This is a genomic window from Caballeronia sp. Lep1P3 (genome assembly GCF_022879595.1).
Taxonomy (GTDB): domain Bacteria; phylum Pseudomonadota; class Gammaproteobacteria; order Burkholderiales; family Burkholderiaceae; genus Caballeronia.
Genome location: NZ_CP084265.1, coordinates 1,256,400 through 1,275,515, shown reverse-complemented (window position 1 = coordinate 1,275,515; position 19,116 = coordinate 1,256,400). Strand labels below are relative to the sequence as shown.

The window sequence follows — 19,116 nt, the reverse complement described above, 5'->3', positions numbered from 1 at the left end:
TTTCACACGCAACGAGTAATATGCAAGGCATGGGGTTCTTCTATACACCGCTACCGCTTTGGCTGACCGCCGGCAGTTGGATCGTCGCCGCGGGACTGCTTGCACTCGTGCTGGTGCAGCGTCCGTTCGGCCGCCTGCAAGACGCCACGCTGCAGCATGTGTGGCTTGGCGTCATCGTCTCGGTAACCGTGCTATGGGCCTGCAACGCATGGTTCGACGACGGACCGGTCATCCATCTTCTGGGCGCGACGCTCATGGTCACGCTCTTCGACTGGCGGCTCGCGCTCATCGGCACGGCCGCGAGTACGGGGCTCGCCGCCGTCGTGCTCGATGCATCGTGGCTTTCAGTGGCAACCACGTATCTGCTGTTCGGCGCCGTGCCCGTCGCGGTCTCCACGCTCCTTCAACGTCTGTCCAACGCGTGCCTGCCACGCAATCTCTTGACCTTCATCGTGGGTCACGGCTTCATTGCATCGGCTGCGGCTGTCGCGGGCGCGTGTGGCGCAACCATGCTGCTCGAGATGGCGCTCGCGGGCCATCCTGTCAACGTGCCCGCGGCCTTCACACACGGCGCGCTGCTGCTCGGCGTTGGCGAAGCGCTCTTCACCGGGCTGCTCACCATCCTTATCACCGTGTATAAGCCGGCGTGGATTACGACCTACGACGTGCGCCGTTACCGGCTCGACCGCGGTCCGCGCGTGTGAATAGCGCGATCTCGTTGCACTGCTGCGCGTCCGTCCGGGAGCCGGCCGGTCGGAAACGCGGTTAAAGTGCGATAACATTGAACTCCTTCCCCACACGAGGCATCTTACTTGCCCGTGTCTTCTCAGCGCCAAATTGATGGAAAGTAACTACGCACTGCGCCGGCTCGTGCGGCTCGCCGGCCGGTTCGCGGTATGCGCATCGCTTGTATGCGCGGTGTCCGCCTTTGCCGATACGCTCGATGAGCGCAACGAACTGGTTCATCACTTCGTCACCGATTTCAAAGCCAATCCGCTCGTTGCGGATTGCGCCGCGCATGGCAACTTCATTGCGAGCACATCCGCGGCGTTCGACCATGTGGAATTCCCGCCAACCTCGTTCGACGCGTCACACTCGAGCATCGAGCCGTGGAACGACTCGTTCGACCAGAAGAAGCAGCGCATCAAGGTCGATAACGTCGTGACCGTCGAGGGACAAGGCGTGCCGAAAAGCGGCGGTGATCCCGCTTCGCTCAAGTTCCGCTGCGGCTATGTCGGAAGTCAGATGCTCGCATTCGGATGGAATGATCCCGTGCCGCCGTTGCGCGCGCATTCGGAAGCACAGCCCACGCGCGGCGCAACGGGCCGCCACGCGGGCAAGACGAAATCCGGAAAGAAGGCCGCCGCGACGGGCAAAGCGAATAGCGGCGTAAAAGGCACGGCGAAAAGCGCCGCGAAAAACGTGAGCAAGACCACAAGCAAGGCATCGGGCGCGAAGAAAGCGCCGAAGAAGCACTAGTCTTTCTGAGAGACTAGCGGCGAAACAAAGGGCGTGGTCATCGAGAAGACGGCCACGCCCTTGTTGATTTCAGCTAGGCCGCAAACGCCTGCACGTGCCACAAGATCGCCTGAAGCATCGCCGCGCCCAGCGCCGCGCTGCGCTCGCCGTTCCAGCCGACGCGCTCGTCGGGCAGATTAGCGTTGTCCTTGAACGGCATCTCGAGCGTAAGCGACAAACACTTGTACTCGTTGCCGATGTATTTCGATGCGAGCTTGAGCGCGTCCGACCGATACTTGCCCGTCTCGTAGCCGTGGATGTCCTGGAAGTCCGGGCTCGCCTGCTTGAAGAACTCGACGAACGCCCGCTGCTCCTTCGCCTGCTGCTCGCTAAAGCCCGGCAGCATTTCCGATCCCGCGACGAACACATAGGGAATCGCTTCGTCGCCGTGGATATCGAAGAAGAGATCGCAACCTGTCGCGCGGATCGCGTCACGCACGAGCAAGACCTCGGGGCTGCGCTCCGCGCTCGGCTCCATCCACTCGCGATTCAGGTTCGCGCCCGCCGCGTTGGTGCGCAGGTTGCCGTGCACGCTGCCGTCCGGATTCATGTTCGGCACGATATGAAACACCGCGCGATCGAACAGCGCCCGCGCGACCGGATCGCCCGACCAGTCGCCCCACCCGGCCAGGCGCTTGACCAACCCTTCCACGAACCATTCCGCCATCGTTTCGCCGGGGTGCTGGCGCGCGATGATCCACACGTTCTTCTTCGGATGCGCGCGCGTGTCGTCGGAGAGGCCGAGCGTGAGCAGCGACATCGGCCGGTTCTCGACGGTGCGTCCGAGTTCCGTGAGCGTCGCGTGGGGCATCTGCTGGACCGCGCCGAGAAATTCCGAATGGCGCTCCTCGCTGTACGGCTCGAAGTACGCGTAATAGATGCGGTCGAAATCCGGCGTGTGATCGATGGTCAGCACGCGGCCGTCGTACTGCGTCGGCACGCGAAACCAGTTCACGCGATCGTAGCTGGCGACCGCCTGATAGTCGCGCCAGCCGTCGGCGAACGCGCACTGCGACGCGTTCTCGAACGTCATCACGAGACGCTCGCCGCGCGCACCGGAAACGCGGAAATAGAACCACTGCGCGAACGGCGCGCGCGTGTCCGGCCGCACACGCAGACGAATGTTTGCGGGGTTGCCCGCATCGACGACTTCGATCGCGCCCGCGTCGAAATTGCTGGTGATGGAAATGCTCATGGCGATGTTCTCGTTGTCAGTCCGCGACGCGGCGGCGAAACACGTAAGTCGTATCGTTCGATGCTTTCTCGTCGAACCGGTAGCCTTCGCTGTCGAAGCCTTTGAGCGCATCCGGCTCGTCGATCCGGTTCAGCACCGCATAGCGCGCCATCAAACCGCGCGCGCGCTTGGCGTGAAAGCTGATGATCTTGTAACGCCCGCCCTTCCAGTCCTCGAACACCGGCGAGACGACGGGCACGTCGAGCAGTTTCGGCTTCACCGACTTGAAGTATTCCTCCGACGCGCAGTTGACCAGCACGCGCGAGCCGCGCTGCCGCCTGAACTGATCGTTGAGCGCGTCGGTAATGCGCTCGCCCCAGAACGCGTACAGATCCTTTCCGCGCGCATTCTGAAACCTCGTGCCCATTTCCAGCCGATACGGCTGCAACAAATCCAGCGGCCGCAGCAATCCATACAGTCCCGACAGCACGCGCACATGTTTCTGCGCGAAGTCGAGATCGGCGGAAGTCAGCGTTTTCGCGGCGAAGCCTTCGTACACGTCGCCATTGAATGCGAGCATCGCCTGCTTCGAGTTGTGCGCGTCGAACGTCTTCGACCATTCGGCATAGCGCTGGAAGTTGAGCATCGCGAGCTGGTCGGAGATGCCCATCATCCCGCCGATCTGCTGCGGCGAAAGCTGGCGCAAGCCGTCGATCAGTTCGGCGGCGTCATCGACGAATTCCGGCAGCGTGTGTTTCCTGATGTGAGGCGGCGTCTCGTAGTCGAGCGATTTGGCGGGCGAGAGAACGATTATCATGGAGGCTCGCCGGCAGCCCGCCGGCGACATAGGCATAAACCCCCGATTGTATCGAATGGACAATTCCGCCGCGCCGTCCCAAACCCCGCGCGTAGTGCTCGATTCGAACGTGTGGATCGACATTCTCGTGTTCGACGATCCCGCCACGCGCCCGATCCGCGCCGCGCTCGAAGCCCGCGCGATCGATGCGCTGATCGACGCGCGATGCCTGGCCGAACTCACGCATGTGCTCGACTATCCGCAGTTCGTGCGCATGGCCGTCGACAAGGCGGCGGCGCTCGACACGCTCGAACGTCTGTCGCAACGCGTCGCGCCCGAAGCGCCGTCGGACGAGCGCCCGTTGCCCAAGTGCCGCGACCGCGACGACCAGAAGTTCCTCGAACTCGCGCACGCATCGAACGCACACTGGCTCGTCTCGAAGGACCGCGCGGTGCTGAAGCTCGCGCGGCGCGTCGCGCGCGACTTCGCATTTCGCATCGCCGAGCCGAAGCCTTTCGTCGCCGCACTGCAAGTGCAGGCCAGCATCGCCGAAGTCGACTGATCCCGCGCACGCACCCGCACACGCACCGGTATTCGCACAGCCCACGCCAACCATGACCATGAACGCCACGCACGAACTGCACAAAGCGTCACCCGAGCTGTCCTTTCCGTCTCGTCTGCCGAATGTCGGCACGACCATCTTCACCGTGATGAGCGCGCTCGCCGCGCAAAAGGGCGCGGTCAATCTCGGTCAGGGCTTTCCCGATTTCGACTGCGACCCGCGCATCGTCGATGCCGTCGCGTCCGCGATGCGCGACGGCCACAACCAATACCCGCCGATGGCCGGCGCCGCGCCGCTGCGCCAGGCGATCGCACGCAAGATCGAAGCGCTCTACGGCCGCGCCTACGACGCCGATCGCGAGATCACCGTCACCGCCGGCGCGACGCAGGCGCTGCTCACGGCCGTGCTCTGCTGCGTGCATCCGGGCGACGAAGTCGTCGTGATCGAGCCGATGTACGACAGCTACGTGCCCGCCATCGAGCTCGCGGGCGGCAAGCCGTTTTTCGTGTCGCTCGAAGCGCCGGACTACGCGCTTCCGTTCGACAAGATCGCCGCCGCGATCACGCCCAAGACGCGCCTGCTCATGATCAACACGCCGCACAATCCGACGGGCCGCGTGTGGCGCGAAGCGGACGTGAGAAAGCTCGAAGACATCGTGCGCGGCACGAATGTGCTGATCGTTTCGGACGAAGTGTACGAACACATGGTCTACGACGGCGCGCCGCACGAAAGCGTCTCGCGCTACCCCGAACTCGCCGAACGCAGCTTCGTCGTGTCGAGCTTCGGCAAGACGTTTCACGTCACCGGCTGGAAGATCGGCTACGTGGCCGCGCCCGCCGCGCTGACCGCGGAATTCCGCAAGGTGCATCAGTTCAACGTGTTCACGGTGAATACGCCGATGCAGATCGGTCTCGCGCACTATCTCGAAGACCCGACGCCGTATCTCGAACTGCCCGCGTTCTATCAGAAAAAGCGCGACTTCTTCCGCGCGGGACTCGCCGATACGCGCTTCTCGCTTCTGCCCTGCGACGGCACGTATTTCCAGTGCGTCGACTATTCGGCGATCAGCGACATGCCCGAGGCCGAGTTCTCGCAATGGCTCACGAGCGAGATCGGCGTCGCGGCGATTCCGGTGTCGGCGTTCTATCACGAGAGCCATGAATCCGGCGTCGTGCGCTTTTGCTTCGCGAAGAAGGAAGAAACACTCGCGCTCGCGCTCGACCGCCTGCGCAAGCTGTAGCAAGAAACGCCGTCTTGCCGCCGGACACGATAGACAACAGAGAGAACATCGAGGAGTCGAACCGCATCATGACTGGCCAGGAATACAGGATCGAGACACTCGGCATCGTCGGCAGCGGCGCGATGGGACGCGGCATCGCGCAGATTGCGGCGCTCGCCGGTCTGACCGTGCGTCTTTACGACACGAACCCGAAAGCGCTCGATGCCGCGCGCGCGTATCTCTCCGATACGCTCGGCAAGCTCGCCGCCAAGGGCAAGCTCAAGGAAACGGACGCGCACGCCGCGCTCGCCCGCGTGCACGACGCGCAAGACACGAGCGAGCTGGCCGATTGCGATGTCGTCATCGAGGCGATCGTCGAGAAACTCGATATCAAGCGCGAGCTGTTTCGCGAACTCGAAGCGGTCGTCGGCGAGCGCTGCATTCTGGCGTCGAATACGTCTTCGCTGTCGATCACCGCGATCGCGGCCGGCTGCGCGAAACCGGAACGCGTCGCGGGCTTTCACTTCTTCAACCCCGTGCCGCTGATGCGCGTCGTCGAAGTCATCGACGGCCTGCGCGGAGATCGCCAGGCCGGCGACGCGCTCATGGAATTCGCGCGTCGCATCGGGCATACGCCGGTGCGCGCGAAGGACATGCCGGGGTTCATCGTCAACCACGCGGGCCGCGGCATGAACACCGAAGGCCTGCGCGTGGCGAGCGAAGGTGTCGCGAGTTTCGCGGACATCGACCGCATCATGCGCGAACAGGCGGGCTTTCGGCTCGGACCGTTCGAACTGCTGGATCTGACCGCGCTCGACGTGTCGCATCCGGTGATGGAATCCATCTACCATCAGTTTTACGAAGAGCCGCGCTTCACGCCGTCGCCGATCACCGGCACGCGGCTCGCGGGCGGGCTCATCGGGCGCAAGGCGGGCGAAGGCTTTTATCGTTATGTCGATGGCAAGCAGCAAGTGCCCGACGAACCCGCAGCGCCCACGCAGTTGCCGACGCGCGTGTGGATCAGCCGCGCTTCCCACGCCGGGCGCGAAGAAGTGCTCAAGCTGATCGCCAAGTGCGATTGCTCCGTGCATATCGATGCGGGCCACACGCCGGAGCCGGATTCGCTCATCGTCGTCACGCCGCTCGGCTTCGATGCGACCACGAGCGCGATCGCCGAACATCTCGATGCCACGCGCGTCGTCGCCGTCGACACGCTCTTTCCGCTCGATACCGTCGCGCGCCGCACGATCATGACGACGCCCGCGACGACGCCCGCCATGCGCGACGCCGCGCACGCGCTGTTCGCCTTCGACGGCGTGCCCGTCACCGTGATCCGCGATTCGACCGGCTTCGTCGCGCAGCGCGTGGTCGCGACCATCGTGAACATCGGTTGCGATATCGCGCAGCAAGGCATCGCGACGCCCGAGGACATCGACCTCGCCGTGACGCTCGGGCTCGGTTATCCGCGCGGGCCGCTCGCGCTCGGCGATTCGCTCGGCGCGTCGAACATCCTCACCATTCTGCGCAACATGCAAAGCGTGCTCGGCGATCCGCGCTACCGCCCGTCTCCGTGGCTCGCGCGCCGGGCGCAGCTCGGCCTTTCGCTCACCCATACCGAGGAGCTCAGATGAGCGCCGAATTGCTGACTCACCGTCCCGCCGGCAGCGACACCACGCTCGTGCTCAAACTGTCGAATCCGGGCGCGCGCAACGCGCTGCATCCCGACATGTACGCGGCCGGCATCGAGGCGCTGTCCACGGCGGAGCGCGACAACTCCGTGCGCGCGATCGTGCTGACGGGCGCCGACAATTTTTTCTGCGCGGGCGGCAATCTGAACCGGCTGCTGGAGAATCGCGCGAAAGACCCGTCGGTGCAGGCGCAGAGCATCGACATGCTGGCGGAATGGATCAGCGCGCTCAGGGCATCGACGAAACCGGTGATCGCGGCCGTCGAAGGCGCGGCGGCCGGCGCGGGGTTCTCGCTTGCGCTCGCATGCGATTTGATCGTCGCCGCCGACGACGCGAGATTCATCATGTCGTATGCGCGCGTCGGTCTCACGCCGGACGGCGGCGCTTCGTGGCTGCTCGCGCGCGCATTGCCGCGCACGCTCGCGAGCGAAGTGCTGCTCGAAGCCAAGCCGATCGGCGCGCCGCGTCTGCATGAAGTCGGCGTCGTCAACCGGCTGACGAAAAAAGGCATCGCGCTCGATGCCGCCATCGCGTGGGCCGACGATCTCGGCAGCGTGTCGCCGAAGGCGCTCGCGCGCATCAAGTCGCTCATCAACGCGGCGGACGTGCAGCCGCTCGCCGCGCATCTCGATCTCGAACGCGACGCTTTCGTGGATGCGCTCCATCGCGGCGATGCGCTCGAAGGCATCACCGCGTTCCTCGAAAAACGCCAGCCGAACTATCGCTGAACGCATGGCTCACTACGAATTGCCCAAGCGCCGCCGCATCTTCCTGATGCGTCACGGCGACGTGACCTACTTCGACGACACCGGCCGCGCGATCGATCCCGAAAGCGTGCCGCTCAACGAACGCGGCCGCGAGGAAGCGAGCGCGGCGGGCCGCGAGTTCGCGGCGCAGAACATCCGCTTCGACCGCGTGATCGCGAGCGGCCTGCCGCGCACCATCGAAACCGCGCAGCGCGTGCTTGCAGAAACCGGCCAGCGAATCGAGCCGGAAATCTGGCCCGAATGGCAGGAGATTCGCGGCGGCCGGCTCGCCAATCTTTCGACGAGCGACATCGAGCGCGCGTTTCTTTCCGTTTTCGACGGCGTCGTGCCCGAAGAGACGCGCTTTCTCGGCGGCGAGACCATCGGCGAATTGCTCGACCGCGCGTTGCCCGCGATGGCGAAGCTGCGCGCGGACACGTCATGGGACACAGTGCTGCTCGTGCTGCACGGCGGCGTCAACCGCGCGCTGCTCTCGCATGCAATTACCGCTGGCGGACGCGCGTTCTTCGGGCATCTGTCGCAGGCGACCGGCTGCATCAACGCGCTCGACGTCGGCGGCAAGCCCGGCGACTGGGTCGTGCATGCGATCAATCATTCGCCGCCCTCGCCGCTGCATGCGGACGTCCGCAACACGACCATGGAACTGCTGTACGCGCAATTCGTGCGATTCAAGGCGAGCGGCATGGACTAGGCATGGCGCGCGCCGCGCAAACAAGAACGGAGGAGACGATGGCAAACAACGACACGCATAAGAACAAGCACTCCGATTTTTCAGCATTCGAAGGCACGCGGCCCGTGCAGGAGCGTCAGCGTTTCGACGAGCACGCGCTCGCCGCATGGCTCGCCGCGCATGTCGATGGTTTCGCGGGACCGCTTGCCGTCGAGCAGTTCGCGGGCGGGCAATCCAACCCGACGTTCAAGCTCGTCACGCCGTCGCGCAGCTATGTAATGCGCGCGAAGCCCGGCCCCGCCGCGAAACTGTTGCCGTCCGCGCATGCCATCGAGCGCGAGTATCGCGTGATGGACGCGCTCGCCGGAACCGATGTGCCCGTCGCGCGCATGCTCGCCTTGTGCGAGGACGAAAGCGTGATGGGCCGCGCGTTCTACGTGATGGAATTCGTCGAAGGCCGCGTGCTGTGGGATCCTTCGCTGCCCGGCATGACGCCGGCCGAACGCGCCGCAATCTACGACGAAACGAACCGCGTGATCGCCGCGCTCCATAGCGTCGATGTCGAAACCGCGGGACTTTCCGGTTACGGGAAGCCCGGCAATTACTTCGAGCGGCAGATCGGGCGCTGGAGCAAGCAGTACGTCGCATCGGAGACGGAGAAGATCGACGCCATGAACCGCCTGATCGAGTGGCTGCCGCGGCACATTCCGTCGTCTCCCGAAGCCAAGGCCACCGTCGTCCATGGCGACTTCCGGCTCGACAATCTCATCTTTCATCCGAACGAGCCGCGCGTGCTGGCCGTGCTGGACTGGGAACTCTCGACGCTCGGCGATCCGCTCGCCGATTTCGCGTATCACTGCATGGCGTGGCATGTGGATCCATCGCAGTTCCGGGGCATCGCGGGACTCGACTGGGCCGCGCTCGGCATCCCCGATGAAGCGGCCTACGTCGCGCGATATGGCGAGCGCACCGGCTTGCGTCCCGATGGCGACTGGAATTTCTATCTCGCGTACAACATGTTCCGCATCGCGGCGATCCTGCAGGGCATCATGAAGCGCGTCACGGATGGCACCGCCGCGAGCGCGCAGGCCATCGACGCGGGGCGGCGCGCCCGCCCGATGGCCGAACTCGCGTGGAAATACGCGCAGAAAGTCGGCCGATGAACGCTAACCGCGAGGCAACCGCATGAACTTCGATTACACGCTCAAGGTTGACGCGCTGCGCGAAAAGCTGCTCGCGTTCTTCGACGCGCACATTTACCCGAGCGAGCGCGCCTACGCCGACGAGATCGCCGCGAACCGCGCGTCGGGCAACGCGTGGACGCCGACGCGTCTCATCGAAAGCCTGAAGGAGACAGCGCGCGGCGAAGGATTGTGGAATCTCTTTCTGCCCGCATCCGAGCGCGGCGCGGGCCTGACGAATCTCGAATACGCGCCGCTTTGCGAGATCATGGGCCGCGTGCCGTGGGCGCCCGAAGTGTTCAATTGCAGCGCGCCCGATACGGGCAACATGGAAACCATCGAGCGTTACGGGACGGCCGCGCAAAAGGCGCAATGGCTCGAACCGCTCTTGCGCGGCGAAATCCGCTCGGCGTTTCTGATGACGGAGCCGGAAGTGGCATCGTCGGATGCGACTAATATCCGCTGCAACATCGTGCGCGACGGCGACAGCTATGTGATCGACGGCCACAAGTGGTGGTCCTCCGGTGCGGGCGATCCGCGCTGCAAGGTGTTCATCGTGATGGGCAAGACCGATCCCGATGCGCCGAAGCACGCGCAGCAGTCGATGATCCTCGTGCCGGCAGACGCGCCGGGCATCACCGTCCGGCGGCCGCTCAACGTGTTCGGCTACGACGACGCGCCGCACGGCCACATGGACATCACGCTCGAAAACGTGCGCGTGCCCGCCACGAACATGCTGCTCGGCGCCGGACGCGGCTTCGAAATCGCGCAAGGGCGGCTCGGGCCGGGCCGCATTCATCACTGCATGCGGCTGATCGGGCTCGCCGAGCGCGCGCTCGACATGATGACGAAGCGCACGCTGTCGCGCGTCGCGTTCGGCAAGCCGATCGCGCAACATGGCGTGACGCAGGAGCGTATCGCCGAGGCGCGCATCATGATCGAGCAGGCGCGATTGCTTACGCTCAAGGCCGCGTACATGATGGACACCGTCGGCAACAAGGGCGCGCGCGGCGAGATCGCGATGATCAAGGTCGTCGCGCCGAACGTCGCGTGTCAGGTGATCGACTGGGCGATTCAGGCGCACGGCGCGGGCGGCATCTGCGACGACTTTCCGCTCGCGTATGCGTATGCATCGGCGCGCACGCTGCGGCTCGCGGACGGCCCGGACGAAGTGCATCGCAACGCGATCGCGAAACTCGAACTCGCGAAGCACGACGCGCCGCGCGCCTGAGCGTCCTGCACGGTCGCGGCAAACATGCTCTAATTTTCGCTCCCTTGCGCGACGCGCGCATGCATCACGATTGCACGAACGAGGAGCCGACATGATCGACGTGTATAGCTGGCCGACGCCCAACGGCCACAAGATTCACATCATGCTGGAGGAAACCGGCCTCGAATACCGGGCGCATGCCGTCGATATCGGCGCGGGCGACCAGTTCAAGCCCGACTTTCTTGCGATCAGCCCGAACAACAAGATTCCCGCGATCATCGACAACGACGGCCCCGAGGGAAAGCCGTTCGCGCTCTTCGAATCCGGAGCGATCCTCGTTTATCTCGCCGAGAAAACCGGAAAATTCCTGCCCGCCGACGCCATCGGCCGCTACACGACGATGCAATGGCTCATGTTCCAGATGGGCGGCATCGGGCCGATGCTCGGGCAGACGCATCACTTTCGCAATTACGCGCCCGAGAGGATCGACTACGCGATCAACCGCTACACGAACGAGACGCGCCGGCTCTATGGCGTGATGGACAAGCAGCTCGGCGTGACGCGGTATCTCGCGGGAAGCGAATACACGATCGCCGACATCGCGACGTTTCCGTGGACGCGCTCCTGGGAAAATCAGGGCATCGTGCTCGATGAATTTCCGAACGTGAAGCGCTGGTTCGATGCCATCGCCGCGCGGCCAGCGGCCGAGCGGGGCGTGCAAGTGCTCGCGCGCGAACGCAAGCCGTTCACCGACAAGGAGAAGGAAGTGCTTTTCGGCGCGACGCAATACGCGAAGCGCTGAACTCACGCGTCGCGAGCGGCCTCGCGCAAGCCGAAGAGCGCGGCGGAATCGACGGTCAGGACCAGTTCGCCGTCCTGATTGTGCGCTTCCCAGCGCGTCGACACGATGCCGCGATCCGGCTTGCTCTTCGACACGCGCTTGTCGAGCACGCGCACCGTGAGCCGCACCGAATCGCCGACGCGCACGGGCTTCAGCCAGCGGATATTGTCGAGGCCGGGCGAGCCCATCGACGTGGAGTCGGCGAGCATGTCGCGCACGAGAACGCCCATCATCGCGGAACAGGTGTTCCAGCCGCTCGCGACGAGCCCGCCGAAATGCGATGCCCTGCCCGCTTCCTCCGAAAGATGGAACGGTTGCGGATCGTAGCGGCTCGCGAACTCCACGATTTCTTCGCGCGTGAAGGTGTGCGCGCCGAGCGTCACCGCGGAGCCGATCTCGAAATCCTCAAAGCTGTATGTCATGCGCAAGTCCTCGATAGAACGTCAGAGATTGGTCGCAGCGAATGCGGGCAGCGACGCGAAACGCTCGAGATGATGATCGACGTCGCCGAGCGTCGTCTCGATGATCGACAGCCGTTTGAACCAGTGCGCCACCGGTAACTCGTTGGTCATGCCCATGCCGCCGTGCAGTTGCACCGCGTTCTGACCGACGAAGCGCGCAGCCTGACCGATGCGCGCCTTCGCCGCCGAAACCGCCTGCGCGCGCGTCGCGGCGTCGGGGCTGTCATAGCGCGCGGCGGCGAGATACGTAATCGAGCGCGCCTGTTCCGTGTGGATCAGCATATCGACCATGCGATGCTGCAACGCCTGGAAGCGCGCAATCGGCACGCCGAATTGCTGGCGCTCCTTCGTGTAGGCGACGGTGGCGCGGTTGAGCGCATCGAGCGCGCCGAGCGCTTCGGCGCATAGAAGAAACGTCGCGTAATCCGCGATGCGTTCGAGCGTCGCCGCGCCGGTGCTGGCGCCATCGAGCCGCGTCGCGGGCGTGTCACTGAAGACGAGCGTGGCCGCGCGCTGGCCGTCGATGGTCCGGTATTCGGTGACGTTCGCGTTCGCCGCGTCGCGCGCGACGAGGAAAAGCGCGATTTCGCCGTCCAGCCGCGCCGGCACGATCCAGCCATCGGCCTGCGCGCCGTGCTGCACCATCGACTTCGTGCCCGACAGCACATGGCGCCCCGAAACGGCTTCGGCTGTCGTGCGCAGGTCGAAGAGATCGTAGCGTGCGTGCGGTTCCGTGAACGCGACCGCGAGCCGCACTTCCCCGCGCGCCGCGCGTTCGAGCAACGGTCCGGCGACGTCGGTTGCGCTCGTCTCAGCGAGCCGCAGCGCCTCGATGCCCGCCGCCGTCGCCCAGACCGGCTCCACGACCCGCGCGCGCCCGAGTTCCTGCATGACGACGAGCATATCGACAGCGCCGCCGTCGAAACCGCCGTGCGCCTGTGGCACCGGCAGCGCAAGCAGACCGAGTTCGGCGAATGCGCGCCAGTGCTTGTCATCGACGCCCGCATCCGACGAAACGATTTTCTGGCGCGCATCGAAGCCGTACTCGTTGTCGAGATAGCGGCGCAGCGCGTCGCGGAACTGCGTTTGTTCATCGGTGAAATCGAAGTCCATGCGCTGCTCCTAAAGCCCGAGAATCATCTGCGCGACGATGTTCTTCTGTATTTCGTTCGAGCCGCCATAGATCGATGTCTTGCGCATGTTGAAGTAGTGCGCAGCGAGCGGCGCGGCGGAGTCGTCGCCGGTGATGCTCGTTTCGCGCTCGCCTTCGAGGAACGCGGGATCGAAAGCGGCAGCCTGCGGGCCGATGGCTTCGAACATCAGTTCGGTGAGCGCCTGCTGCACTTCCGTGCCCTTGATCTTCAGCATCGATGCTTCCGGGCCCGGACCCTTCGCGCCGGCCTCACTCGCCACCACGCGCTGCACGGTCACTTCGAGCGCCATCAACTCGATTTCGAGCGCGGCGACTTTTGCCGCGAAAAGCGGATCGTGCAGCAGCGGCTTGCCGCGCTTCCTTCTGTCGAGCGCGAGGCGCTTCAGAAACGACAACTCGCGCTTGGACTGCCCGACCCGCGCGATGCCCGTCCGCTCGTGGCCGAGCAGAAACTTCGCATAAGTCCAGCCGCGATTTTCCTCGCCGACGAGATTGCCGATCGGCACTTCGACATCCTCGAAGAAGACTTCGTTGACTTCGTGATCTTCGTCGAGCGTCATGATCGGCCGCACGGTGATGCCGGGCGTTCTCATATCGATGAGCAGAAACGAAATGCCTTCCTGCTTTTTTGCGCCGCTGTCCGTGCGAACGAGACAGAACATCATGTCGGCGTGCTGGCCGAGCGTCGTCCACGTCTTTTGCCCGTTGACGACATAGCGATCGCCGCGTCGGTCGGCGCGCGTGCGCAGCGACGCGAGATCCGAGCCGGCGCCCGGCTCCGAATAGCCCTGACACCACCAGTCGGTGCCGTCGAGAATGCGAGGAAGGAAATAGGACTTCTGCGCTTCGCTGCCGAATTTCATCAGCACCGGCGCGACCATCGAAACGCCGAATGGCAAGACGATCGGCGCGCCGGCGCGCGCGCATTCTTCGTCCCAGATATGGCGCTGCGTGGCGTTCCAGCCTGGACCGCCGAATTCTTCGGGCCACGCGGCGGCTGACCAGCCGCGCGCGCCGAGGAGCCTGTGCCACGACGCGTAGTCGTCGCGGTTCAGACGTTTGTGATTGAGAACCTTCTCGCGCAGCGCGGCCGGGAGATTGCCTTCGAGCCACGCGCGGACATCGGCGCGGAATGCATCGTCGGCGGGCGAGTAGTTCAGGTTCATTGCGGCGTCTCCTTAGTCCGGTCCGTTACCAGCCCGCCAGCCGACCGTCCCGAAGAGAAACCGCGCTTTTGAGTTACTGCAGCGGCTCCTTCAATGCGGCGGGCACGGGCAACGGCATCACGTCGATTCCCTCTTCCAGCAGCGCGTGGGCGTCTTCCGGCGTCGTCACGCCACGGATGTTGCGCGCCGGCGCCTCGTTGTAGTGGATGCGCCGCGCTTCTTCCGCGAACCGCTCGCCGACGTTCTCGGTCTTCTCGATCAACTCGCGCATGAACTGAAGCGCACGCGCCTGGAGCGCCGCGGCATCCGGCGATGCGTCGGATTTCTGCGCCTGCGAAGGCGCTTCGCCGCGCGCCGACGACAGATTCAGCCGCGGCGCCGACGGCATACGGCTGACATCCGTGGCCGAGCAAACCGGACACGCGACGAGCTTGCGCGCCAGTTGCGACTCGAACTCGTCCGTGGAAGCGAACCAGCCTTCAAAGCGATGTTCGCGCGAGCACTTCAGATCGAGAACCTTCATGCTGATGGGGCTTCGGTGGAGTTTATCTCAGAAAAGCGCGTTGTGAACGGTCGTGCGTAAAGTCGGAACATAGCGAGATGACCGCCCTGCTTCGCGTCTTCTGATGGACCTCAAATTCTAGCCGCTCGGCGCGGCGCACGCTGCCAGCGCCCGCTTTCCGTGCGCCAAAACGACGAAAGCGGCCAGGCGGCCGCTTTCGCATCGATCAGTAGGACGCGCGTCACGCCTTAACCGGCTCGCCGGGTTGCCATTCCCCGGAACGAATCTTTTCGAGCCAGAACGCGCCGATGATCGTCTTGACGTCGCTGATCGTGCCGTCTTTCACCCACGCCATCAACTGCACTTCGTCGGCGATGAACGTTTCGAGGAACTCGCCTTCGTCGAGCTTGGCATCGCCGGCGGTCAGGCCGCGCGCGAGATACAGGTCGATGAATTCCGTCGAGTAGGAAATGACCGGGTGAATGCGCGTGAGAAACGTCCACTCGCGCGCGCTATAGCCGGTCTCTTCCTCCAGTTCGCGCTTCGCACACGTCAACTCGTCCTCGTTCGGGTCGATCTTGCCGGCGGGAAACTCCAGCAGCACGCGGCCGACGGGATAGCGGAACTGCCGCTCGAGCAGCACGCGGCCATCGTCGAAAACCGGCAGGATCATCACCGCGCCGGGATGCTCGACGAACTCGCGCGTCGCATGCTTGCCGTCGGGCAACGCCACCGTATCGCGCTTCAGCGTCAGAAACTTGCCTTCGTGAAGCGTGACGCTTTCGACCTTCGTCTCGATGAGGCCTTCGTCGCTACCGAAAATGGTGGATTGGTCTGCCATCTTGAGCCTTGTGCCTGTTAAGCAAACAAGCCGCTGGCGGCAGCGAGCCGTCAGCGGCGTTTGACGAGATATTGGTAGGTGAAGCCCGGAAACGCGAGCACCACGAAAAGACTGAACGTGATGGCGTAAAACTGCCATCCCTGTTCGAAGCGATTGCCGGCGCGCGATTCCAGCAGGAAGCCGAGCGCGCCGACCGCGAAGTAGAGAACGATCAACTCGCCTATTCTGATCCACGCGCTTTTCTTCGCCGGCTTGCGGCCCGTCGGTGCCGCGAGCCGCAGCGGCATGATGGCGAAAAGGCGCTGATTCAGGAACGGGACGTTGGCGCCCACGAGCGCCAACAGCACGATGAACCAGCCCGCAGCGGACATTACAGCGGCAGCGTATGCGTGATCGCTTGCAGGCAAGCCGACATCAGCGGACCCGGCACGAGGCCGAGCACGAGAACAGCAAGACCGTTGAACGCGAGCAACGAACGATTGAGTCCGTCCGCGACGATCGGCGATGCGTCTTGCGGCGCATCGAAGTACATCAGCTTCACGATGCGCAGGTAGTAGAACGCGCCGACCAGCGACGTCAGCACCGCCAGCACCGCGAGCCACGTCAGACCGGCGTTCATCGTCGCTTCGAGCACGGCGAGCTTCGCGTAGAAGCCGACCGTCGGCGGGATGCCGGCGAGCGAGAACATCATGACCATCATCACGAACGCGAAGATCGGGCTGCGCTGGTTGAGGCCCTTGAAATCGTCGATCTGCTCGGCTTCGAAGTCGCGGCGCGCGAGCAGCATCACGATGCCGAAGGTGCCGAGCGTCGTTACGAGATAGATGATGCTGTAGAACATCGCCGAGCTGTATGCGCCCGCCGCACCCGTCACCTTGCCGTCCACGACGCCCGCAAGCAGACCGAGCAGCACGAAGCCCATGTTCGAGATCGCCGAGTACGCGAGCATCCGCTTGATGTTCTTCTGGACGATACCGGTGATGTTGCCGACGATCAGCGAAAGCGCCGCGAGAATCACGAGCATTTCCTGCCAGTCCACGGCGAGCGGCAGCAAGCCCATCACCAGGAAGCGCAGGCCCCACGCGAAAGCCGCGACCTTCGGGCCGCCGCCGGTGAGCAGCGTCATCGCGGTCGGCGCGCCCTGATACACGTCGGGCACCCACATGTGGAACGGCACCGCGCCCATCTTGAACGCCACGCCCGCGACGATGAAGATCGCGCCGAAGAGCAGCACGGCATCGTTGATGTGGCCGGAAGCGATCGCCTTCAGCACTTCGTTCAGTTCGAGCGAGCCGGTCGCGCCGTACAGCATCGAAATGCCGTAGAGCAGGAAACCGGACGCGAGCGCGCCGAGCACGTAGTACTTCATCGCCGATTCGTTCGACTGCGGCGCGTCCTTGCGCAGCGCGATGACCGCGTAGAGCGAGAGCGACATCAGTTCGAGGCCGAGATACAGCGTGAGGAAGTTGTTGCCCGAGATCATCACGCACTGGCCGAGCAGCGAAAAGAGGCCGAGCAGGAAGAAGTCGCCGCGGAAAAGGTCGCGGTCCTCGAGATACCTGCGCGAATAGATGATCGTCACCGCATAGCCGAGCGTCACGACCGCCTTCATGGCGCTCGCGAACGGATCGACGACATACATGCGCGTGAAGAAGTAGTGCGGCGTCGGATCGAGCGCGCTGAAGGCGAACCACAAGCCGACGACGATGGTCGACACGAGCGCGATCGCATACGTTCCGCGACGGCTCGACGGGCCGAACATCGTGTCGTTCAGCCAGGCCACGACGACGGCGGCCATCAGGATGCCGTCGGGCAACAGAACACTCATAGGGGCGTTTTGCATGATCTTTTAGTTCCTCCGCACGGCGTTACTGAGCCAGCGGCAGCTTGGACTGCGCGACGTGGGAGAGCAGGTTTGCCACCGACTCGTGCATCACGTCGGTGAAGGGCTTCGGATGCAGGCCCATGTACAGCGTGAAGAGCGCGAGCACGAGGAGCATGAAGAACTCACGCTTGTTGATGTCCGCGAGCTTCGCGACATGGTCGTTCGCGACCGCGCCGAAATACACCCGCTTGTACATCCACAGCGTGTACGCCGCGCCGAGAATCAGCGTGAACGTGGCGAGGAAGCCGATCCAGAAGTTGAACTTCACGGCAGCCAGAATCACCATGAACTCGCCGACGAAACCCGAGGTGCCCGGCAGACCGCAGTTCGCCATCGCGAAGAGCATCGAGAACGCGGCGAACTTCGGCATCGTGTTGACGACGCCGCCGTAATCCGCGATCTGGCGCGAGTGGACGCGGTCGTACAGCACGCCGATGGACAGGAACATCGCGCCCGAGACGAAGCCGTGCGAAATCATCTGAATGATCGCGCCTTCCACGCCCATCCGGCTGAAGATGAAGAAGCCGAGCGTGACGAAGCCCATGTGCGCAATCGACGAATACGCGACGAGCTTCTTCATGTCCGCCTGCACCAGCGCGACGAGACCGATGTAGATGACCGCGATCAGCGACAGCGTGATGACGACGGGCGCGAGGAAATGGCTCGCGTCCGGTGCGATCGGCAGCGAGAAGCGCAGGAAGCCGTATGCGCCGAGCTTCAGCATGATCGCCGCCAGCACGACCGAGCCGCCTGTAGGCGCTTCGACGTGCGCGTCCGGCAGCCAGGTGTGGACCGGCCACATCGGCACCTTCACGGCGAACGCGAGGAAGAACGCGATGAAGAGCAATATCTGCGGCGTCATGCCGATCTTCGCGGCCTGCCAGGTGGCCAGATCGAACGTGTGCGTCTGCGTGTACAGGTAGAGCAACGCGACCAGCATCAGGAGCGAGCCGGCGAGCGTGTACAGGAAGAACTTGAACGCCGCATACACGCGGTTCGGGCCGCCCCACACGCCGATGATGATGTACATCGGAATGAGCGTGGCTTCGAAGAACACGTAGAAGAGCATGCCGTCGGCGGTCGAGAAGACGCCGATCATGATCCCCGAAAGGATCAGGAACGCGGCCATGTATTGCGACACGCGCTCGGTGATGACTTCCCATCCGGCAATCACGACGATCACCGTGATGAGCGCGGTCAGCACGACGAACCACATCGAGATGCCGTCCACGCCGAGGTGATACGTGATGTTGAAGCGTTCGATCCAGTTCGACTGCTCGACGAACTGCAGCGCGGCGCTCGACGTATCGAAACCGGTGATGAGCGGAATCGTGACGATGAGACCGAGAACCGAGCCGATCAGCGCGATCCAGCGCGCGGGCGCCGGATTGCGGTCGGAACCTACAGCCAGGACCAGGAGGCCGAAGACGATCGGCAACCAGATCGCGACACTGAGAATCGGAAAAGAGTGCATAGGGTCCC

20 protein-coding genes are annotated in these 19,116 nt (G+C 64.1%); 10 read left to right on the top strand and 10 right to left on the bottom strand.

Annotation, left to right across the window (positions count from 1 at the left end; genetic code table 11):
- Positions 1-29: 29 nt before the first annotated feature.
- Both LDZ27_RS05995 and LDZ27_RS05990 read left to right on the top strand, forming a co-directional pair.
- Positions 30-704 (top strand): energy-coupling factor ABC transporter permease, encoded by a 675-nt coding sequence (locus LDZ27_RS05995; RefSeq protein WP_244816051.1) that lies wholly within the window; start codon positions 30-32, stop codon positions 702-704.
- A gap of 136 nt (positions 705-840) precedes the next feature.
- The gene (locus tag LDZ27_RS05990; RefSeq protein ID WP_244815785.1) at positions 841-1,479 is read left to right on the top strand and encodes a BspC domain-containing protein; all 639 of its coding nucleotides are present in this window, start codon (positions 841-843) and stop codon (positions 1,477-1,479) included.
- 73 nt (positions 1,480-1,552) lie between these two features.
- Here LDZ27_RS05990 and LDZ27_RS05985 read toward each other — a convergent pair whose 3' ends face one another.
- Positions 1,553-2,713 carry a M14-type cytosolic carboxypeptidase gene (locus LDZ27_RS05985; RefSeq protein ID WP_244815784.1) on the bottom strand — a complete coding sequence of 387 codons (1,161 nt, stop codon included), beginning with the start codon at positions 2,711-2,713 and terminating at the stop codon, positions 1,553-1,555.
- Between the two features lie 16 nt (positions 2,714-2,729).
- Entirely contained in the window at positions 2,730-3,509 is a 780-nt protein-coding gene (gene yaaA / locus LDZ27_RS05980; RefSeq protein WP_244815783.1) for a peroxide stress protein YaaA, read from the bottom strand.
- A gap of 55 nt (positions 3,510-3,564) precedes the next feature.
- Between yaaA and LDZ27_RS05975 the strand changes: the two genes are divergently transcribed.
- The 8 genes from LDZ27_RS05975 (at position 3,565) to LDZ27_RS05940 (ending at position 11,587) form a co-directional block, all read left to right on the top strand.
- Complete coding sequence (locus LDZ27_RS05975) at positions 3,565-4,050, top strand: putative toxin-antitoxin system toxin component, PIN family (protein WP_244815782.1); 486 nt, start codon at positions 3,565-3,567, stop codon at positions 4,048-4,050.
- Positions 4,051-4,108: 58 nt separating this feature from the next.
- Positions 4,109-5,290, top strand: coding sequence for a pyridoxal phosphate-dependent aminotransferase (locus LDZ27_RS05970; RefSeq protein WP_244816050.1), 1,182 nt, complete (start codon positions 4,109-4,111; stop codon positions 5,288-5,290).
- Between the two features lie 68 nt (positions 5,291-5,358).
- On the top strand, positions 5,359-6,900 hold the full coding sequence (locus LDZ27_RS05965) for a 3-hydroxyacyl-CoA dehydrogenase (RefSeq protein WP_244815781.1): 1,542 nt from the start codon (positions 5,359-5,361) through the stop codon (positions 6,898-6,900).
- Complete coding sequence (locus LDZ27_RS05960) at positions 6,897-7,685, top strand: oxepin-CoA hydrolase, alternative type (protein ID WP_244815780.1); 789 nt, start codon at positions 6,897-6,899, stop codon at positions 7,683-7,685. Before LDZ27_RS05965 ends, LDZ27_RS05960 begins: the two co-directional genes overlap by 4 nt.
- Before the next feature lie 4 nt (positions 7,686-7,689).
- Positions 7,690-8,415: a histidine phosphatase family protein gene (locus tag LDZ27_RS05955; RefSeq protein WP_244815779.1), complete on the top strand. Its 726-nt coding sequence runs from the start codon at positions 7,690-7,692 to the stop codon at positions 8,413-8,415.
- Positions 8,416-8,453: 38 nt separating this feature from the next.
- Positions 8,454-9,557: a phosphotransferase gene (locus LDZ27_RS05950; protein WP_244815778.1), complete on the top strand. Its 1,104-nt coding sequence runs from the start codon at positions 8,454-8,456 to the stop codon at positions 9,555-9,557.
- A 22-nt stretch (positions 9,558-9,579) separates the two neighbouring features.
- Positions 9,580-10,806 carry an acyl-CoA dehydrogenase family protein gene (locus LDZ27_RS05945; RefSeq protein WP_244815777.1) on the top strand — a complete coding sequence of 409 codons (1,227 nt, stop codon included), beginning with the start codon at positions 9,580-9,582 and terminating at the stop codon, positions 10,804-10,806.
- A 91-nt stretch (positions 10,807-10,897) separates the two neighbouring features.
- Positions 10,898-11,587: a glutathione binding-like protein gene (locus LDZ27_RS05940; RefSeq protein ID WP_244815776.1), complete on the top strand. Its 690-nt coding sequence runs from the start codon at positions 10,898-10,900 to the stop codon at positions 11,585-11,587.
- A gap of 2 nt (positions 11,588-11,589) precedes the next feature.
- Here the strand turns inward: LDZ27_RS05940 and LDZ27_RS05935 are convergent, their stop codons facing one another.
- From LDZ27_RS05935 to LDZ27_RS05900, 8 genes are all read right to left on the bottom strand, one after another.
- Positions 11,590-12,048 (bottom strand): MaoC family dehydratase, encoded by a 459-nt coding sequence (locus LDZ27_RS05935; protein WP_244815775.1) that lies wholly within the window; start codon positions 12,046-12,048, stop codon positions 11,590-11,592.
- Between the two features lie 21 nt (positions 12,049-12,069).
- Positions 12,070-13,200 (bottom strand): acyl-CoA dehydrogenase family protein, encoded by a 1,131-nt coding sequence (locus tag LDZ27_RS05930; RefSeq protein WP_244815774.1) that lies wholly within the window; start codon positions 13,198-13,200, stop codon positions 12,070-12,072.
- Positions 13,201-13,209: 9 nt separating this feature from the next.
- Complete coding sequence (locus tag LDZ27_RS05925) at positions 13,210-14,406, bottom strand: acyl-CoA dehydrogenase family protein (protein ID WP_244815773.1); 1,197 nt, start codon at positions 14,404-14,406, stop codon at positions 13,210-13,212.
- A 73-nt stretch (positions 14,407-14,479) separates the two neighbouring features.
- Positions 14,480-14,929, bottom strand: coding sequence for a DUF1178 family protein (locus LDZ27_RS05920; RefSeq protein WP_244815772.1), 450 nt, complete (start codon positions 14,927-14,929; stop codon positions 14,480-14,482).
- 220 nt (positions 14,930-15,149) lie between these two features.
- Positions 15,150-15,749 carry an NUDIX domain-containing protein gene (locus LDZ27_RS05915; protein WP_244815771.1) on the bottom strand — a complete coding sequence of 200 codons (600 nt, stop codon included), beginning with the start codon at positions 15,747-15,749 and terminating at the stop codon, positions 15,150-15,152.
- A 50-nt stretch (positions 15,750-15,799) separates the two neighbouring features.
- Positions 15,800-16,120, bottom strand: coding sequence for a DUF2818 family protein (locus LDZ27_RS05910; RefSeq protein ID WP_244815770.1), 321 nt, complete (start codon positions 16,118-16,120; stop codon positions 15,800-15,802).
- On the bottom strand, positions 16,120-17,592 hold the full coding sequence (gene nuoN, locus LDZ27_RS05905; RefSeq protein WP_244815769.1) for an NADH-quinone oxidoreductase subunit NuoN: 1,473 nt from the start codon (positions 17,590-17,592) through the stop codon (positions 16,120-16,122). The genes LDZ27_RS05910 and nuoN overlap by 1 nt, the downstream gene beginning before the upstream one ends.
- 25 nt (positions 17,593-17,617) lie before the next feature.
- Positions 17,618-19,108: an NADH-quinone oxidoreductase subunit M gene (locus tag LDZ27_RS05900; protein WP_244815768.1), complete on the bottom strand. Its 1,491-nt coding sequence runs from the start codon at positions 19,106-19,108 to the stop codon at positions 17,618-17,620.
- Positions 19,109-19,116 lie beyond the last annotated feature (8 nt).

Excerpts from the sequence above, each read along its gene's own strand:
- LDZ27_RS05995 (WP_244816051.1), top strand. The coding sequence starts at position 30 with ATGGGGTTCTTCTATACACCGCTACCGCTTTGGCTGACCGCCGGCAGT.
- LDZ27_RS05990 (WP_244815785.1), top strand. The coding sequence starts at position 841 with ATGGAAAGTAACTACGCACTGCGCCGGCTCGTGCGGCTCGCCGGCCGG.
- LDZ27_RS05985 (WP_244815784.1), bottom strand. The coding sequence starts at position 2,713 with ATGAGCATTTCCATCACCAGCAATTTCGACGCGGGCGCGATCGAAGTC.
- yaaA (WP_244815783.1), bottom strand. The coding sequence starts at position 3,509 with ATGATAATCGTTCTCTCGCCCGCCAAATCGCTCGACTACGAGACGCCG.
- LDZ27_RS05975 (WP_244815782.1), top strand. The coding sequence starts at position 3,565 with ATGGACAATTCCGCCGCGCCGTCCCAAACCCCGCGCGTAGTGCTCGAT.
- LDZ27_RS05970 (WP_244816050.1), top strand. The coding sequence starts at position 4,109 with ATGAACGCCACGCACGAACTGCACAAAGCGTCACCCGAGCTGTCCTTT.
- LDZ27_RS05965 (WP_244815781.1), top strand. The coding sequence starts at position 5,359 with ATGACTGGCCAGGAATACAGGATCGAGACACTCGGCATCGTCGGCAGC.
- LDZ27_RS05960 (WP_244815780.1), top strand. The coding sequence starts at position 6,897 with ATGAGCGCCGAATTGCTGACTCACCGTCCCGCCGGCAGCGACACCACG.
- LDZ27_RS05955 (WP_244815779.1), top strand. The coding sequence starts at position 7,690 with ATGGCTCACTACGAATTGCCCAAGCGCCGCCGCATCTTCCTGATGCGT.
- LDZ27_RS05950 (WP_244815778.1), top strand. The coding sequence starts at position 8,454 with ATGGCAAACAACGACACGCATAAGAACAAGCACTCCGATTTTTCAGCA.
- LDZ27_RS05945 (WP_244815777.1), top strand. The coding sequence starts at position 9,580 with ATGAACTTCGATTACACGCTCAAGGTTGACGCGCTGCGCGAAAAGCTG.
- LDZ27_RS05940 (WP_244815776.1), top strand. The coding sequence starts at position 10,898 with ATGATCGACGTGTATAGCTGGCCGACGCCCAACGGCCACAAGATTCAC.
- LDZ27_RS05935 (WP_244815775.1), bottom strand. The coding sequence starts at position 12,048 with ATGACATACAGCTTTGAGGATTTCGAGATCGGCTCCGCGGTGACGCTC.
- LDZ27_RS05930 (WP_244815774.1), bottom strand. The coding sequence starts at position 13,200 with ATGGACTTCGATTTCACCGATGAACAAACGCAGTTCCGCGACGCGCTG.
- LDZ27_RS05925 (WP_244815773.1), bottom strand. The coding sequence starts at position 14,406 with ATGAACCTGAACTACTCGCCCGCCGACGATGCATTCCGCGCCGATGTC.
- LDZ27_RS05920 (WP_244815772.1), bottom strand. The coding sequence starts at position 14,929 with ATGAAGGTTCTCGATCTGAAGTGCTCGCGCGAACATCGCTTTGAAGGC.
- LDZ27_RS05915 (WP_244815771.1), bottom strand. The coding sequence starts at position 15,749 with ATGGCAGACCAATCCACCATTTTCGGTAGCGACGAAGGCCTCATCGAG.
- LDZ27_RS05910 (WP_244815770.1), bottom strand. The coding sequence starts at position 16,120 with ATGTCCGCTGCGGGCTGGTTCATCGTGCTGTTGGCGCTCGTGGGCGCC.
- nuoN (WP_244815769.1), bottom strand. The coding sequence starts at position 17,592 with ATGCAAAACGCCCCTATGAGTGTTCTGTTGCCCGACGGCATCCTGATG.
- LDZ27_RS05900 (WP_244815768.1), bottom strand. The coding sequence starts at position 19,108 with ATGCACTCTTTTCCGATTCTCAGTGTCGCGATCTGGTTGCCGATCGTC.